Origin of the sequence: Mycolicibacterium anyangense (genome assembly GCF_010731855.1) — a bacterium.
GTDB classification, from domain to species: Bacteria; Actinomycetota; Actinomycetes; order Mycobacteriales; family Mycobacteriaceae; genus Mycobacterium; species Mycobacterium anyangense.
The window spans coordinates 5,106,157-5,121,536 of the sequence record NZ_AP022620.1 but is presented as its reverse complement, the minus strand read 5'-3'; the positions used below and the strand labels follow the sequence as shown (position 1 = coordinate 5,121,536).

12 protein-coding genes and 1 pseudogene are annotated in these 15,380 nt (G+C 66.6%); 6 read left to right on the top strand and 7 right to left on the bottom strand.

Features of this window, described 5'->3' with window-relative positions; genetic code table 11:
• Nucleotides 1-35: 35 nt before the first annotated feature.
• Nucleotides 36-1,133, bottom strand: coding sequence for a hypothetical protein (locus tag G6N35_RS27450; protein ID WP_163806815.1), 1,098 nt, complete (start codon nucleotides 1,131-1,133; stop codon nucleotides 36-38).
• A gap of 1,854 nt (nucleotides 1,134-2,987) precedes the next feature.
• Nucleotides 2,988-3,077: pseudogene (locus tag G6N35_RS27785) on the bottom strand (IniB N-terminal domain-containing protein); the annotation flags it as partial.
• A gap of 575 nt (nucleotides 3,078-3,652) precedes the next feature.
• Between G6N35_RS27785 and G6N35_RS24140 the strand changes: the two are divergent.
• Nucleotides 3,653-4,612, top strand: coding sequence for a hypothetical protein (locus G6N35_RS24140; protein ID WP_163806810.1), 960 nt, complete (start codon nucleotides 3,653-3,655; stop codon nucleotides 4,610-4,612).
• 186 nt (nucleotides 4,613-4,798) lie between these two features.
• Here the strand turns inward: G6N35_RS24140 and G6N35_RS24135 are convergent, their stop codons facing one another.
• Nucleotides 4,799-6,073: a L,D-transpeptidase gene (locus tag G6N35_RS24135; RefSeq protein WP_163807901.1), complete on the bottom strand. Its 1,275-nt coding sequence runs from the start codon at nucleotides 6,071-6,073 to the stop codon at nucleotides 4,799-4,801.
• 151 nt (nucleotides 6,074-6,224) lie between these two features.
• Nucleotides 6,225-7,484, bottom strand: coding sequence for a L,D-transpeptidase (locus G6N35_RS24130; protein ID WP_407664580.1), 1,260 nt, complete (start codon nucleotides 7,482-7,484; stop codon nucleotides 6,225-6,227).
• A 138-nt stretch (nucleotides 7,485-7,622) separates the two neighbouring features.
• Between G6N35_RS24130 and G6N35_RS24125 the strand changes: the two genes are divergently transcribed.
• Nucleotides 7,623-8,471: an NYN domain-containing protein gene (locus G6N35_RS24125; protein ID WP_163806807.1), complete on the top strand. Its 849-nt coding sequence runs from the start codon at nucleotides 7,623-7,625 to the stop codon at nucleotides 8,469-8,471.
• Here G6N35_RS24125 and G6N35_RS24120 read toward each other — a convergent pair.
• Nucleotides 8,468-8,881: a hypothetical protein gene (locus tag G6N35_RS24120; protein ID WP_163806805.1), complete on the bottom strand. Its 414-nt coding sequence runs from the start codon at nucleotides 8,879-8,881 to the stop codon at nucleotides 8,468-8,470. The two genes, G6N35_RS24125 and G6N35_RS24120, sit on opposite strands and share 4 nt — an antisense overlap.
• Nucleotides 8,882-8,985: 104 nt before the next feature.
• Nucleotides 8,986-9,522 (bottom strand): SAM-dependent methyltransferase, encoded by a 537-nt coding sequence (locus tag G6N35_RS24115; RefSeq protein WP_163806803.1) that lies wholly within the window; start codon nucleotides 9,520-9,522, stop codon nucleotides 8,986-8,988.
• 58 nt (nucleotides 9,523-9,580) lie between these two features.
• Between G6N35_RS24115 and G6N35_RS24110 the strand changes: the two genes are divergently transcribed.
• Together G6N35_RS24110 and G6N35_RS24105 are read left to right on the top strand one after the other, a co-directional pair.
• Complete coding sequence (locus G6N35_RS24110) at nucleotides 9,581-10,528, top strand: cyclopropane mycolic acid synthase family methyltransferase (protein WP_163806802.1); 948 nt, start codon at nucleotides 9,581-9,583, stop codon at nucleotides 10,526-10,528.
• Nucleotides 10,529-10,543: 15 nt separating this feature from the next.
• Entirely contained in the window at nucleotides 10,544-11,428 is an 885-nt protein-coding gene (locus tag G6N35_RS24105) for a cyclopropane mycolic acid synthase family methyltransferase (protein ID WP_163806800.1), read from the top strand.
• On the opposite strand, the gene G6N35_RS24100 is transcribed toward G6N35_RS24105, so the two are convergent.
• The gene (locus tag G6N35_RS24100) at nucleotides 11,429-12,679 is read right to left on the bottom strand and encodes a KasA/KasB family beta-ketoacyl-ACP synthase (protein ID WP_163806798.1); all 1,251 of its coding nucleotides are present in this window, start codon (nucleotides 12,677-12,679) and stop codon (nucleotides 11,429-11,431) included.
• Between the two features lie 98 nt (nucleotides 12,680-12,777).
• Here G6N35_RS24100 and acuI point away from each other — a divergent pair, with 98 nt between their 5' ends.
• Nucleotides 12,778-13,791 carry an acrylyl-CoA reductase (NADPH) gene (acuI, locus tag G6N35_RS24095; RefSeq protein WP_220098525.1) on the top strand — a complete coding sequence of 338 codons (1,014 nt, stop codon included), beginning with the start codon at nucleotides 12,778-12,780 and terminating at the stop codon, nucleotides 13,789-13,791.
• Nucleotides 13,792-13,996: 205 nt separating this feature from the next.
• Nucleotides 13,997-15,310 (top strand): DEAD/DEAH box helicase, encoded by a 1,314-nt coding sequence (locus tag G6N35_RS24090; protein ID WP_163806796.1) that lies wholly within the window; start codon nucleotides 13,997-13,999, stop codon nucleotides 15,308-15,310.
• Nucleotides 15,311-15,380: the final 70 nt, after the last annotated feature.

Here is a 15,380-nt window from a genome sequence, read left to right as displayed (position 1 = left end):
CCATACGGTCCCCACCGACAGTGTGCGGGTCTGACTCAGAACCCCATGTGATGGTCGAGCTGGTTGTGCGACGACAGATCGGTGGCTGCCTGAGCGTGCGAGGCCGACGGGTCGGTACCGGCATCGAACAGCGAGTGGCTCGAGTAGTCCGCCGCGGTGTGCGACGACTGGTCGAGCGCGGAGTGATCCATCGTCGGAGCCGCCACGTGGGTGGACGAGTCAACGGCGGCGTGCTGATCGACCGTGCTGGCCACGTGGCTGCCGCCCGACGATGCCGACCCGGTGGCCGCCGCGCCACCCTGGGCGCCGGTGATCACCGAGGCGCCATGCGAGCCGGCGGCAACCTCGCCACCGCCCGACGCAGAACCGCCGGTGTTGATGACCGTGCTCTGGCCCGTCGAGCCCAGCTGGGTCTGCGTGCCAGCGCTGGCCCCACCGGTGACGGTGCTGTGTCCTCCGAGGGCGGCGCTGTCCTGACCCAGGATGTCGGCACTGCCGCCGACACTGTTGTGCGCGTTGACGTTTCCACCCAGGCTGGACTGCGCCGACGAGCCGGCCGCTGCCGTCGCCGATCCACCGGCCTGCACCGCACTGTGGGCGCCGAGGGTGGTCGCCTCATGCGTCAGGAAGTCGGCGTTGCCACCGGCCGCCACGTTGGTGTGGCCACCCAGGCTCGCGCCAGCCAGCGGCGTGGACACCTCGGCGTTGGTGTGACCGCCCAGCGCGGCGCCGACATTGGTGTGGGCGCCGAGCGCTCCCCCGGCATTGGCCTGGGTACCGAATCCGGCACCCGTGGCCGCTTGGCCGCCGAATCCGGCACCGGCGTTGGCCTGTGAACCGAATCCGCCGCCGACATTGGCCTGCGAACCGAACCCGGCCCCGAAGTTGGTCTGGCCCGCGATGCTCGACTGTCCACCCAGGGCCGCACCTTCGTTGTGCAGGAAGCTTGCCGCTGCAGTGTTGGTGGCCGCGGCCTGCGTGCTCAGCGCCGCGCCACCCAGCGGGCTGACGATGCCTGCCGAGGTCGCGCTTGTCACTGCGGTGTTGCCCGCGGCGCTCAGACCAGCCGGGCCCAGACCGATCGCGCCGCCGCCGGCGGCTGCCGTTTGGTTGGCGAAGCCGGCACTGCCCAAGGGGCTACTGAAGCTGGCATTCGCGCTGCTGCTGAAGTTGTCCTGGGTGCCGATCCCGGTATTCACGGTCGGTGTTCCGGAATTGGCGTTCAGGGTCACGCGACGATCTGCGTCAACACCGCTGTTGGCCGAGAAACGGCTGCGGTCAACAGCTTCCGCGCCCGCGCCGGCTGCGAAACCCGAGCCGATGTTGGCCCCGGCATTGCCGCCGGCGTTGGCTGCAAGTTCGGCTCCGCCACCGATGTTGGCTCCACCACCGATGTTCGCTCCACCGCCGAGCTGGCCGCCGAGACCGGCGTTGATCCCGCCACCAAGTTCAGCGCCACCGCCGATGTTGCCACCCGCTCCAATGCCGGTGCCGATACCGGTGTTCACGCCTGCGCCCAGGCCAGCATTGAAACCGCCGTTGACTTCGGCACCGCCACCGACACCGAAGCCCGTGCCCAATCCGGTACCGAGCCCAACCTCAGACCCGATTCCGCCCTGGAAACCACCGCCAACCTCAGCGCCGCCACCGACACCCAAGCCCGTGCCAAATCCGCCAGCACCACCAGCGCCAGCACCAACCTCCGTGCCCAGGCCGGCATTGAAACCGCCGTTGACCTCAGCACCGCCACCGACACCGAAGCCCGTGCCCAATCCGGTACCGAGACCAACCTCAGACCCAATACCGCCCTGGAAACCACCACCAACCTCAGCGCCACCACCGACACCCAAGCCAGTACCAAATCCGCCAGCACCACCAGCGCCAGCACCAATCTCCGTGCCCAAGCCGGCATTGAAACCGCCATTAACTTCGGCGCCACCACCGACGCCGAAGCCCGTGCCCAATCCGGTACCGAGCCCAACCTCAGACCCAATGCCACCCTGGAAACCACCGCCAACCTCAGCGCCACCACCGACACCCAAGCCCGTGCCCAATCCGGTACCGAGCCCAACCTCAGACCCAATGCCACCCTGGAAACCACCGCCAACCTCAGCGCCACCACCGACACCCAAGCCCGTGCCAAATCCGCCAGCACCACCAGCGCCAGCACCAATCTCCGTGCCCAAGCCCGCGTTGAAACCGCCATTAACTTCAGCACCGCCACCGACACCCAAACCCGTGCCCAATCCGGTACCGAGCCCAACCTCAGACCCAATACCTCCCTGGAAACCACCACCAACCTCAGCACCGCCACCGACACCGAGACCGGTACCAAAGCCGGTACCGAGCCCAACCTCAGACCCAATGCCCGCCTGGAAACCAGCGCCGATTTCAGCACCGCCACCGACACCGAAACCCGTGCCCAGTCCGGTACCGAGACCAACCTCGCTACCCAGACCAGCCTGGAAACCACCGCCAACCTCAGCGCCACCACCAATACCGAAACCCGTGCCCAGTCCGGTACCGAGACCAACCTCGCTACCCAGACCAGCCTGGAAACCACCGCCAACCTCAGCGCCACCACCAATACCGAAACCCGTGCCCAGTCCGGTACCGAGCCCAACCTCAGACCCAATACCACCCTGGAAACCACCGCCAACCTCAGCGCCACCACCAATACCGACACCGGTGCCCAAGCCAAGCCCGGTCTCCAGGCCCGTCTGCAGGCCACCGCTGAGTGCGGTACCGAGTCCGGCTCCGATTCCCTCGCCGATACCGGCGGCCAAGTCGGTGCCGGCGTCGGCTCCGATCTGCAGGGCCTGATCACCGACCACTGCGGAGTCGGCGACCGGGGCGAACCCGTAGGTGTTCGACACCGCCTGCGCCAGACCGGCCACCGGGTCGGCTCCGGCAAGCTGCAGGCCCGGGATCGCCGATGCGGCGACGGACTGCAGTTGCTCCGGGCTGACGTCGGCCAAGCCCGCGCTGGCCAGGGCGGCGTTCGGGTCCGCGACAAACGTCTGCGCGGCGTTTTCATCTCCGAACAGATCGAGAATGAACTGAAGAAGCGTGTCCATGTCGGAATGCCTTTCATCTACGGGAAACCTGTATCGCCGGCCTCACCCGGTGACTGATAGCCACGCTATGGACAAGCCTGGACCCCCAACATGGGGCGCAGTCCCCTACCGCATAGGGCCCCTACCGGGATAACCCAGCAATGCCGATTAGGGGATTAGGGGATAGCCCGGGCGTCGCCACATGTGAGCAGGAGTTTTGCCGACGACGCCACGATCAGCGCAGCTCAAAGCCAGTTCACAGGTAGGGATGCACGGGGCAGCGACACCGAATCGTGACCCTCAAATTGACATGTAGGGCACTTCCAGCAAAACAGATCCGGCACTCGCAGCGCCGCGAGCGTGCGCCAACTGTCCACAATGACGGCGTGTCGGCGTACTGACACGCACCCTCGCGAAGGCCGACGGGTGGCCTCAGCCGCGGCGGTCCACCCCGTCTGACGGGCCGACCGGCGGCATACACGCCATAAATCACACAGCACTCGAACTGTTCGGGACCATTGGGCGTCAATATCGGCGTCGAGCCAGCACAATGCTGGAGTAGCCAGTGCCGCTCACTGGCTGATCGGGGGTGCCCTGTGACCGCACTCGTCGCGCGACTGTCCGCGGCAATGGCCGCGCTAGTCGTCCTGCTGGGGCTGGTCGCTACTCCCCCGAAAGCCCCTGAAGCGGCCGCCATCGCGACCATCAGCATTGCCGATGTCCAACTTGATGCGGCCGCTGCCGCCACGCCGACCATCAACGACATCATCGAGCTCGCCGCGCTCATCGCCGCAACACCGCTGTGGTATGCGGCACTTCCCATCACGCTGCCGGCCAGCATCGCTCTCGGTGTCGGATTCAGCCTCGTGCTCAATATCATTCGCGGCAACTACAGCGCAGACCTCGTGCTCAGCGCGGTCGTCGGAGCCGGTGTCTTTCTCGTCGGCCCCCCGTTGCTGATCTCGTCGAAACTGTCAGCATTCCTGCCGTCGGCGGCAGCACCTGCCCCAGCTCAGCCTCTGCAGACCGCCGCCGTGCCATCGCTCCAGGCATTGGCTGACGTCGTCAAAGCGGTCGCCGCGGCGGCTTTCTCGTATGCCACGCTTCCCATCACGCTGCCCGCTGCCGTCGTTACCGCCGCCTGGAAGGAGCTGTACACGAATGTGGTGGGCGGTAATCCACACTTCGACATCGGGGCCGCGGTCTTGCGAGCCGTTACCACCCTCATCAGCGCTCCGCTCGATGCGATCTATCAGAGTGTGTCGACGCTGTTCCAGCCCTCCACTCCAGTTGCAGCACAGGCGCAGTCGGCAACCACTGACCCGGTAGCACGTCAGTCAGCCACAGCTGCGCAACGCAGCGTCGCGAGCTCCGGCCGCGCCGCACTGGCCGCCATTCGCACCCATGCCACGCCGGCCGCCGACCTCAGCGGCACGGGTTCGGCGTCCGCCCACCGTGCGGTCCCGCGTTCAGATGCCGAGACGGCGGGCACCCCGGCCAGAAAGACGGCCACCGGAGGCTCGGGCCGCGGCGTCAGGAAGAGCCAAGCCGACTAGCGGCGACGGCAATCACGTCGCCGCCGGTCACCGGCATCACTGTTGCCTAGTCGGACTTCCCACAGCTGCAGTTGTCTCCGCACGTGCAGTTCTTGCACGTACAGTCCGGGTTGCTGCAGGTAGACGACGTTGTCGGTTCACTCATGCACCCGATTCTATACCTACCGGGGGTATCGGAACGACGAATCAGGGCTTGGGCGTCAGAGCGCTGCCCTTGAGCCAGTCGGCCCACGACAGCGACCAGTCACCGTTCTGCCAGATCTGCAGTCGCGGGCCACCGGTGTTGCGCACTTCGACCACATCGCCGGGCTGGGCGAAGTTGTAGAACCACTGGGCGTTGTCGCTATTGAGGTTCAGGCAGCCGTGCGAGGTATTGGTGTTGCCCTGCGCCCACACCGTCTCGTTGAGTTGGTGCAGATAGATGCCATCGGTGCTGATCCTGGTGGCGAACGGGATCTTGAGCTTGTACCCCATCGACGACGCGACGGGCAGGCCATAGGTCGAAGAGTCCATGGTCACCACGTCGGCTTTGTCGATCACGGTGTACACCCCGGGCGGTGTCCAGAACGAGAAAGTCTTGCCTGCAATCACTTCCGTGCCACCGCGGCCCATCGACGTCGGCATGCTGCGCACCAGCTTGCCGTTGTCGAAGACGTTGACCGTCTTGGTGGTGTCGTCAGCGATCGACACATGCGCGTCGCCGATCGTCAGCGTGGCCTTCTCGTTGTTCTGGCCGTAGAGGCCGTCACCGAGCGCCACCCCGAAGAGGTTCGCCGCGACGGTCACCGTGGTGCCGGGGCTGTAGTACTTCTCCGGGCGCCAGTGTGCGGTGGCATCGTCGACCCAGTACCAGGAACCCTTGATCGGCGGGTTGGTCGTCACCACGAGTTGACGTTCGGCCGCCGCCTTGTCGGTGATCGGCTCGTCGAACCGCGCGGAGATGATCGTGCCGATGCCGTAGCGCTGGTCTTCGTGGATGGGCAGACCACCGGGCGTTTCGAGGTAGACCGCGGCCAGGTTGTCCGGTGTCGCGGTGGCGAAGGTGGTGGTGCGCGCCAGTGGCACGCCGCTGGCGCCGAGGCTGGCGACCTGCATGGTGTAGTTGCGCCCGTACTTCAACGGTTCGGTGGGCTGCCATGACGAACCGTCCGCCGAGAGTGCGCCCGCAACGGTGTTGCCGTAGTCGTCGACGAGAGACACATTGGTGAGGCTGCCGGCGACCACTTGCGCCGAAACTCGGCTCAGCGGGCTCAGGTCAGCCGATCCGTTCGCCGGAGCAACGCCCAGCAGCGGCGGTTTCGGGGTCTCGGGCGGGGCCACGGCTGCCGCGGCGGCGGCGGGCGTCTTGCACCCGTCCGGGCATCCGGGCAGGCCCGCGACGTCGCTTCCGAGAACGGCAAGGAGCAATGCGCCCACTACCAGGATCGCCGTGCTTGCACGACCGGGACCGCTCACCGAAATTCACTCCACAGCTGGTCGACGATATGTTGCCGGCGTCACCATTGACGACTGCGATCATAGACGGAAACCCGCCTCGGTTTCGACGCGACGAGACAGGGATCGACGCTGACCTGCAGCAAATACCCATCCCTTAGCCGAGCCATACTCGTCACTAGCGCAGCGCACTGCCCTTGAGCCACTGCGCCCACGGCAGCGTCCAGTCACCGTTTTGCCACACCTGCAGCGGCGGGCCGCCCGTGTTGCGAACCTCCACCACGTCCCCCGGCTGGGAGAAGTCGTAGAACCACTGGGCGTTGTCGCTGTTGAGGTTCAGGCAACCGTGCGAGGTGTTGGTGTTGCCCTGCGCCCACACCGTCGCGTTGAGCTGGTGCAGATAGATGCCGTCAGTACTGATCCGGGTGGCGTACGGGATGGTCTCGCGATAGCCCAGCCGCGAGTTGATCGGCAAGCCGTAGGTGGACGAATCCATGATCACCGGGTTGGCCTTGTCCATCACGGTGTAGACCCCGGGCGGAGTCCAGAACGACAGCGTCTGGCCGTCGATGGTCTCGGTGCCGCCCATTCCCATCGATGTCGGCATGGTGCGCACCAGCTGGCCGTTGTCGTAGACGCTGACCTGCTTGGTGGTGTCGTCGGCGACCGAGACATGCGCCCGGCCGATGGTGAAGGTCGCTGTGCTGTCCTGCTGGCCGTAGAGGCCGTCACCCAGCGGCGCACCGTAGATACCGGCCTTGACTGTGACGGAAGTTCCTGGCGCGTAATACTTTTCGGGGCGCCAGTGCGCATTCTGATCGTCCACCCAGTACCACGAGCCGGTGACCGGCGGCGAGGTGGTGACGCTCAACCGCCGTTCGGCCGCAGCGCGATCACCGATCGGCTCGTCGAAGTGGGCGACCACGATGGCGCCGATGCCCAGCGTCGCACCGTCGAGCGGCCGGCCACCGGGGGCCGTCAGATACACCTGGGTCTGGTTACTGGGCACCAGCGTCTGGAATGTCGAGGTGACCGAGGACGGGACGCCACCGGGTCCCCGAGCGTCCACGGTCAGGGTGTAGCCGCGGCCGTAGCCCAGCGGGACGGTCGGCTTCCAGGTCTTGAAGTCGGGGGTCACCACCCCGGGCACCGACTTACCGGCGTCGTTGACCAGGCTGACGTGGGTGAGCATGCCGGACTGGGCGACGGCGGTGACCGAGGACAGCGGGTCGACGTCGGTGGCGCCGTCGGCCGGGGTGACGGTGACGGCGGCCGGATCCTTCGACGGCGGCGGCAGGGGTACCTGCGCGGCGGCCTCGGTACGGCAGCGCTCCGGGCAGTGCGGCGTCGTCGAGATCACCACGCCGCCCAGTACGGCTAGCACGGCAAAGACGGCGGCGAGCCAGGCACCGCGCGCACGACGACTCAAAGACACCAATCACTCCATTAAAGGGTCGGCCATTCTCGCCGAAGAGCCCCCCGATCGAAGGGCTCCCCAAGCATAGACGGGACAGCCGACAGAAACGTTCTGTGCAATAGCGCGCCGTTCGTCACAACATGGACAAGACTTCAGCACATGACCGAACCCGGTGCGGCCCGCGTCGCGGTGTACCTCGACTTCGACAACATCGTGATCTCGCGTTACGACCAAGTCAACGGCCGCAACTCTTTTCAGCGTGACAAGGCCAAGGGACTGGACCCGGCCAAGCTCGCCCTGGCCCGGGTGGACGTCGGGGCGGTGCTCGATTTCGCGTCGTCGTTCGGGACGGTGGTCCTGACCCGGGCCTACGCCGACTGGTCGGCCGAGGTCAACTCCGAGTACCGCGAGCAGTTGGTGGGCCGAGCCGTCGACCTGGTGCAGCTGTTCCCGGCGGCGGCCTACGGCAAGAACGCCGCCGACATCCGGCTGGCCGTCGACGCCGTGGAGGACATGTTCCGGCTGCCCGACCTGACCCACGTGGTGATCGTCGCCGGCGATTCGGACTACATTCCGCTGGCGCAGCGCTGCAAGAGGTTGGGCCGCTACGTGGTGGGCATCGGGGTGGCCGGGGCGTCGAGCCGCTCGCTGGCCGCGGCGTGCGACGAGTTCGTCATCTACGACGCCCTGCCCGGGGTGCCGGTCTACGAGCCACCGGCCGTCCCGGACAAACCGCGTACCAAACGCACCAGGTCGGCAGAGCCCGAACCCCCCGATCCGCAAGGGGCGGCCACCGCACTGCTCGAGCGGGCACTACAGATCGGCCTGGAGAAGGACGACGTGGAGTGGCTGCACAACTCGACGGTCAAGGCGCAGATGAAGCGAATGGATCCGTCGTTCTCGGAGAAGTCGCTGGGCTTCAAATCGTTCAGCGACTTCTTGCGCTCGCGCTCCGACATCGTCGAACTCGACGAGAGTTCGACGACGCGGATGGTCAAGCTGCGTTAGGCCGTTCGGGTCAGGGTGAACGGTGCGGCGATGCTGCCCGATTTTCCGTCACACACACCCGAGTTGTAGATGCCGGCCCAGCCGGTGAAGGTGGCCGCATCCCATGAATAGGTCATCAGGCCGGGGTGCGCGGCACCGTCGTTGCAGGTGATCGCATCAGGCTGCTCGACCTGCAGGATCCATGAGCCCACCGACCAGAACGCATCACCGGTGAAGGGCTGCTGGCCGGCCATTCCGGTGGAGGCGACGTGGACACAGTGGTCGGTGTCGTCGGCGCAGGGGGTGAGCACCCAGGTGGAGCTGACCCCGCCTGCCTTGAACTCGAAGGTGCCGATGACGTTGGGATCGGCGGCGTGTGCCGGTGCGGCGAACCCCACGGCCAGTGCAGCGACGATCAGGGTTCGCTTCATTGCGTTCCTCCCCTAGTGACGGTCCCGATCCGACGACGATTATGCACGACGACCATCCAGGAACCCTGGAAGTGAAATTAACGGTCGTGCAGTCGAATTCGTCGCTAACGCTTGCCGATCAGCCACGCCTCACCATCGGCCTCCGACGCGCCGATCAGGTCCAGCTCAGCAAAGACTCGTGTCAGCTCACCGGCGGGCACCCGGAACGGCCCGGGCCGGGCACCGACCTCGCTGAGCGCGCTGATCGCCAGCAGCCCGCCCGGGGCCAACCGGTCGAGGATCGCGGTGTCCAGCCGGCGGTCCCGGAACTTGTGGCACAGGATGACGTCCGCGGGCGGCCCCGGCGGCAGACCGTGGTCGAGGTCCACCACCTCGAAACGGGCTCGATCCTCAACGCCATTGCGGGCAGCCAATTCCCGTGCGCGCGCAATGGCGACCGGTGACACGTCGACACCCAGTACCTCGAGGCCGCGCAACGCCAGCCACACCGACGCCGTGCCCTGCCCGCATGCCAGGTCAAGAGCGAATCCTGTGACGGGGAAGGCATTCTCGAATTCAGCGAATACCGTCGGCAGCCCGGTCGGGCCGGGCTCGCGGTCCGCGTACCGGTGGTCCCAGCGAACACGATCTTGGTCGGCCATCAGATGACGGTATCGGGTGATTGAGTCGGCACGGATGCGGGTACGCACACTGCGACCGATGACCCCTGCCCTGAGGACGGCCGTGTCGCAATCCATCCCCCACGCTCAGTCTCAATGGCTGTCGAAATCCGCCTCGCAGACCCGCGGTTCAGACAAGGACGAAGTCCAGTTCCACTACGACATCTCCAACGAGTTCTTCAAGCTCTGGCAAGACCCCACCCAGACCTACAGCTGTGCCTACTTCGAGCACGACGAGATGACGCTGGAAGAAGCGCAGCTGGCCAAGGTCGACCTGGCGCTGGGCAAGCTGGGCCTGCAGCCCGGCATGACGCTGCTCGACATCGGCTGCGGCTGGGGCTCGACGATCATGCGGGCGGTCGAGAAGTACGACGTCAATGTGATCGGTTTGACGCTGTCGGAAAACCAGCGCCGCCACATCGAAGAGCACTGGTTCGCCAACTCGAAAAGCCTGCGGCACAAGGAAGTTCGCCTGCAGCCGTGGGAGGAGTTCGACGGCAAGGTGGATCGGATCGTATCCATCGGCGCCTTCGAGCACTTCGGCTTCAACAAGTACGACGACTACTTCAAGAAGACGTTCAGCTGGCTGCCCGACGACGGGGTGATGCTGCTACACACGATCATCATTCCCGAGGACGAGGAGATCAAGGCCAAGGGACTGCCGCTGACCATGTCCCGGGTGCGGTTCATCAAGTTCATCATGGACGAGATCTACCCCGGTGGCCGTCTGCCCCTGGCGTCGATGGTGCGCAAGCACGCGGTCACCGCGGGGTATGCCGTGACCCGCGAGCAGCATCTGCAGCCGCATTACGCCCGCACGCTCGATACCTGGGCGTCGAACCTGGAGGACACGAAGGACGAGGCCATCGCCATCACCTCCGCGGAGATCTACGAGCGCTTCCACAGGTACCTGACCGGGTGCGCCGATCTGTTCCGTAACGGCTACACCGACGTATGCCAGTTCACCTGCGAAAAGGCAGTCAATTAAGGAGGTCCGTCGCTGATGGCGGAGAGCAGGTCGGGCTCAACCCAATTGCGGCCGGCGTACGAAGACGTCCAGGCCCACTACGACATTTCGAACGACTTCTTCGGGCTGTTCCAGGATCCGTCGCGCACCTACAGCTGCGCGTTCTTCGAACGCGATGACATGACGCTGGAAGAGGCGCAGATCGCGAAGATCGACCTGGCCCTCGATGAGCTGTACCTGAAGCCGGGAATGACGCTGCTGGACATCGGCTGCGGCTGGGGTTCGGCGATGAAGCGGGCGGTACAACGTCACGACGTCGACGCGCTGGGGCTGACGCTGAGCCGCAACCAGTGCGCACTAGGTCAGCAGATCCTCGACGACATGGACTCCCCACGGTCACGGCGGATCCTGTTGCGCGGCTGGGAGGAATTCGACCAGCCGGTGGACCGGATCGTCAGCATCGAGGCGTTCGAGGCGTTCCCGAAGGACCGGTATGCGGCGTTCTTCGAGATGTGTCACCGGATCCTGCCCGAAGACGGCCGGATGGTGCTGCAGACGATCATGGGGCATCCACTCAAGCGCTGGCCCGAGATGGGCATCCCGATCACGATGACCGATCTGAAGTTCATGCGGTTCATCGCCAAGGAGATCTTCCCCGGCGGTGCGGTGCCGTGCGACGACGACGTCGCCGATTTCGCCGGCAGGGCCGGGTTCTCGGTGGAGAGCCTGAACTATCTGACCCCGCATTACGTTCGGACACTGGACATCTGGTCGCAGAAACTGGAGGCCGCCCGCGAGGAGGCGATCGCGGTGACCTCCGAGGAGGTCTACGACCGCTACATGCGCTACCTGATCGGCTGCTCGGACTTCTTCAACCGCGGAGTGTCCGAGGTCGGTCAGTTCACCTTGGTCAAGCAGTAATCAGCCGGCCCCGAAGACCAGGGCGGCGTTGTGACCGCCGAGGCCGAATGAGTTGCTGACCGCATACCGGTAGCTGCCGGGCCGCGGCCGGTCGACCACGACGTCGAGGCCGAGGTCCGGGTCGAGGTCCTTGACGTTGCGGGTCGCGGGAATGATGCCATCGCGCAGGGCCTGCACGGTCAGTACCGCCTCGACCGCGCCGGCGGCCCCGAGCGAATGTCCGAGTGCCGCTTTGGGTGCGTACACCGCGGGGGCGTGGCCGGGCAGCGCCCGCCGAATCGCCTGTGCCTCAGCCTGATCCCCGAATGCGGTGCCGGTAGCGTGAGCGTTGACGTGGTCGATGTCGCCGGGTTGCAGCCCGGCCAGCTCGACGGCGCGGGCGATCGCATCGGCGGCGCGTTCCCCGGACGGGTCGGGGCGCAGGTCGTCATAGCCATCGGAGTTGGTCGCGACTCCCATGAGCCGGGCGATGATCGGGGCGCCTCGCGCCTTGGCGTGTTCCTCGGTTTCGATCAGCATCAGCGCGCCACCTTCGGCCAGCACCATGCCGTCGCGGTGCCGGTCGAACGGCCGGCATGCGCCCGGTGGGTCGTCGTTGTTGGTCGACAACAGGCCAAGCCCGGCGAACGCGGCCACCGGGACGGCCTCGACCCAGGTTTCCACCGCGCCGCAGATGGCGATGTCGGCCTCGCCGAGAACCAGACGCCGCCACCCTTCGGCGATCGCCCCGGCGCCGGAGGCGTCCCCCATCACCGGGGTGATCACGCCGGCTTTGGCTTGTCGCTCGAGCCCGACGGCGGCGGCGGGTGCGTTCGGCATGAACATCTGCACGGCCAGCGGGGACATCGCCCGAAGGCCGCGCTTCTCCCAGTCGCCGTACTGCACGGCGATCTCCTCGGTGGTGCCCAGCGCCAGGCCGATCGACACCGTCAGGCGGTTGGTGTCTACCTCGGGCGCGCCGGCCTCGTCCCACAGCCGCCGCCCCAGGACGGTGGCCATCTTGCCCAGGTAGGACAGCCGGCGCAGTTCCACCCGGTTGAGATGCTCGTCGAAGTCTTCACGCAGCGGACCACCGATGCGCACCGGCGAGTCGTATTCCCGGGTGAACCACTTGTCCAGCGGACGGATGCCGCTGCCGCCTTCGAGCAGCTGCTGCCAAGTGTCCTCGGCATCGCATGCCAGTGCCGTCGTCGAGGTCATCGCGGTCACGACGACGTCGACCAGTCCTGCACCGGTGCATAACGCAGCCATCCCGGCTCACCCCTCCAGTCGCGTCTTTGCCGCGTGGAGTTCCCCGTTCGGTGCGAAAGTACGCCTACCCGGCAGGCGCAGTAGGTTCTGTTGCGAGAATGGGCCCAGGCCACGACGAAGGGACGACGGTGTTCTCGGGAATCTTGATCGACAAGGGCGAATCCGGGCAGACGGTGACCGTCTCCGAACTGGACGAGGCGCAGTTGCCTGACGGTGACGTCACCGTCGACGTGGAATTCTCCACCCTCAACTTCAAGGACGGCCTGGCGATCACCGGTAAGTCGCCGGTGGTACGCAAGTTTCCGATGGTGCCCGGTATCGATCTGGCCGGCGTGGTCACCGACAGCTCCCATGCCGCGTTCTCGGCTGGCGACCGGGTGGTGCTCAACGGCTGGGGCGTCGGCGAGACGCACTGGGGCGGGCTGGCGCAGAAGGCGCGGCTGTCCGGTGACTGGTTGATCCCGTTGCCGTCGGCGTTCGACTCCCGCCAGGCCATGGCCATCGGTACCGCCGGCTACACCGCGAGCCTGTGCGTCGAGGCACTGCTGAAGGCCGGCGTCACCCCGGAGCAGGGCGAGATCCTGGTGACCGGCGCGACCGGCGGGGTGGGCAGCGTCGCGATCGCACTGCTCACGAAGGCCGGGTTCAGCGTGGCCGCGGCGACTGGAAAGGCCACGGAGACAGCGTATTTGGAGAATCTCGGCGCAACAACGGTGATCGATCGCGCGGAGCTCAGCGGGCCGGGTAAACCGCTGCAGAAAGAGCGCTGGGCGGGTGCGGTGGACACCGTCGGCAGCCACACGCTGGCCAACGTGTGCGCGCAGACCCGCTACGGCGGGGCGGTCGCGGCCTGCGGACTGGCCCAGGGCATGGACTTTCCGGCCTCGGTGGCGCCGTTCATCCTGCGCGGGGTGTCGTTGCTGGGTATCGACAGCGTGATGGCGCCCAAGCCGCCCCGGCTGGCGGCCTGGGACCGGCTGGCCCGCGACCTCGACGCGGACGCCCTGGAGTCGATCGTGCGCGAGATTTCGCTGGGAGAGGCCATCGCCGCGGCCGGTGAGTTGATGGACGGCACGGTGCGCGGCCGCATCGTGGTGGACGTCAACCGCTGACATCACAGTGGTGTTTGGGCCCGGCCCTGCTATGCTGATGTCAACGCTGGCGTCGGAACACGCTCGCCAGCACGTCGTGAAACACCTTCACTTCGCCGGCCGCAGGGCCGAGTTCAGCTGATTGTGCTTCTCAAGCACACAGTCTCGCGGCGATCGATTTTGCCCCCCGGCAATCTCGCCACCTCCCCATTGCCTGAAAGGCAGCATGACAACCGAAGCAACATTTGCCGGTCTCGGCGTGCCCGCACCCGTGGTGCGCGCGCTCTCCGACAACGGCATTACCTCCCCGTTCCCGATCCAAGTCTCGACCCTGCCGGACACCCTGGCCGGGCGCGACGTACTGGGTCGCGGCAAGACCGGCAGCGGCAAGACCCTGGCGTTCTCCATCCCGCTGGTCAGCAGGCTGGCCGAAGTCACCCGGCGCTCCGCGCGTCCCGCCGGCCTGGTGCTGGCTCCCACCCGTGAGCTGGCCACCCAGATCACCGCGACGCTGACCCCGCTGGCACAGGCCTATGGACTCAAGGTCACCACCATCTTCGGTGGCGTGCCGCAGAGCAAGCAGGTCAGGGCGCTGCGCGACGGCGCCGATATCGTCGTCGCCTGCCCGGGCCGGCTCGAAGACTTGATGCGCCAGAAGCTGATCAGCCTCGACGCCGTCGAGATCACCGTGATCGACGAGGCCGACCACATGGCCGACCTCGGGTTCCTGCCCGGGGTCACCCGAATCCTGGCCGCCACTCCCGGCGGCGGGCAGCGCCTGCTGTTCTCGGCGACACTGGACAACGGCGTCGACAAGCTGGTCAAGCGCTTCCTGCGCGACGAGGTCACCCACGCGGTGGATTCCGACACCTCACCGGTGGCCGCGATGACCCACCACGTGTTCCATGTCTCCGGCGTGGAAGCCAAGAAGCAATTGGTGCACACCCTGGCTTCCGGCACCGGACGCCGAATCCTGTTCCTGCGCACCAAGCATCACGCCCGCAAGCTGGCCAAGCAGCTGACCGAGGCCGGCATTCCGTCGGTCGACCTGCACGGCAACCTGTCTCAGCCGGCGCGTGACCGTAACCTGGCGGCGTTCACCGCCGGGACGGCGCGGGTGCTGGTGGCCACCGACATCGCTGCGCGCGGTGTGCACGTCGACGACGTCGAACTCGTGGTGCACATCGATCCGCCCGCCGAACACAAGGCCTACCTGCACCGCTCCGGGCGCACCGCCCGGGCCGGACGCGCCGGTGACGTTGTCACCGTCGTGCTGCCCGAACAGCGCCGCGAGACCCAGACGCTGCTGCGCCGCGCCGGTATCGCCGTTGAACCGCAACAGGTTTCGGCCGACTCAGAGTCGGTGCAGGCACTGGTCGGCGAGGTGGCTCCGTACCAGGCCCCGCCTGCGGTCGCCGCGCCTGCGCAGCAGCAGCGGCGTTCCGCTGCGTCCACACAGAGCCGTCCGCGCAATGGCGGGCAGCAGCAGCCCGGCCGTCGGCGCGCTCGTCGGCCCCGCTCCAGGGTTGGGGCGAACTAGATTTCGCACCGGCGGACCCGCCGGGCGAACACTGGATGTCGCAAGTAGGCATCCATCTGAATGAAAGTAG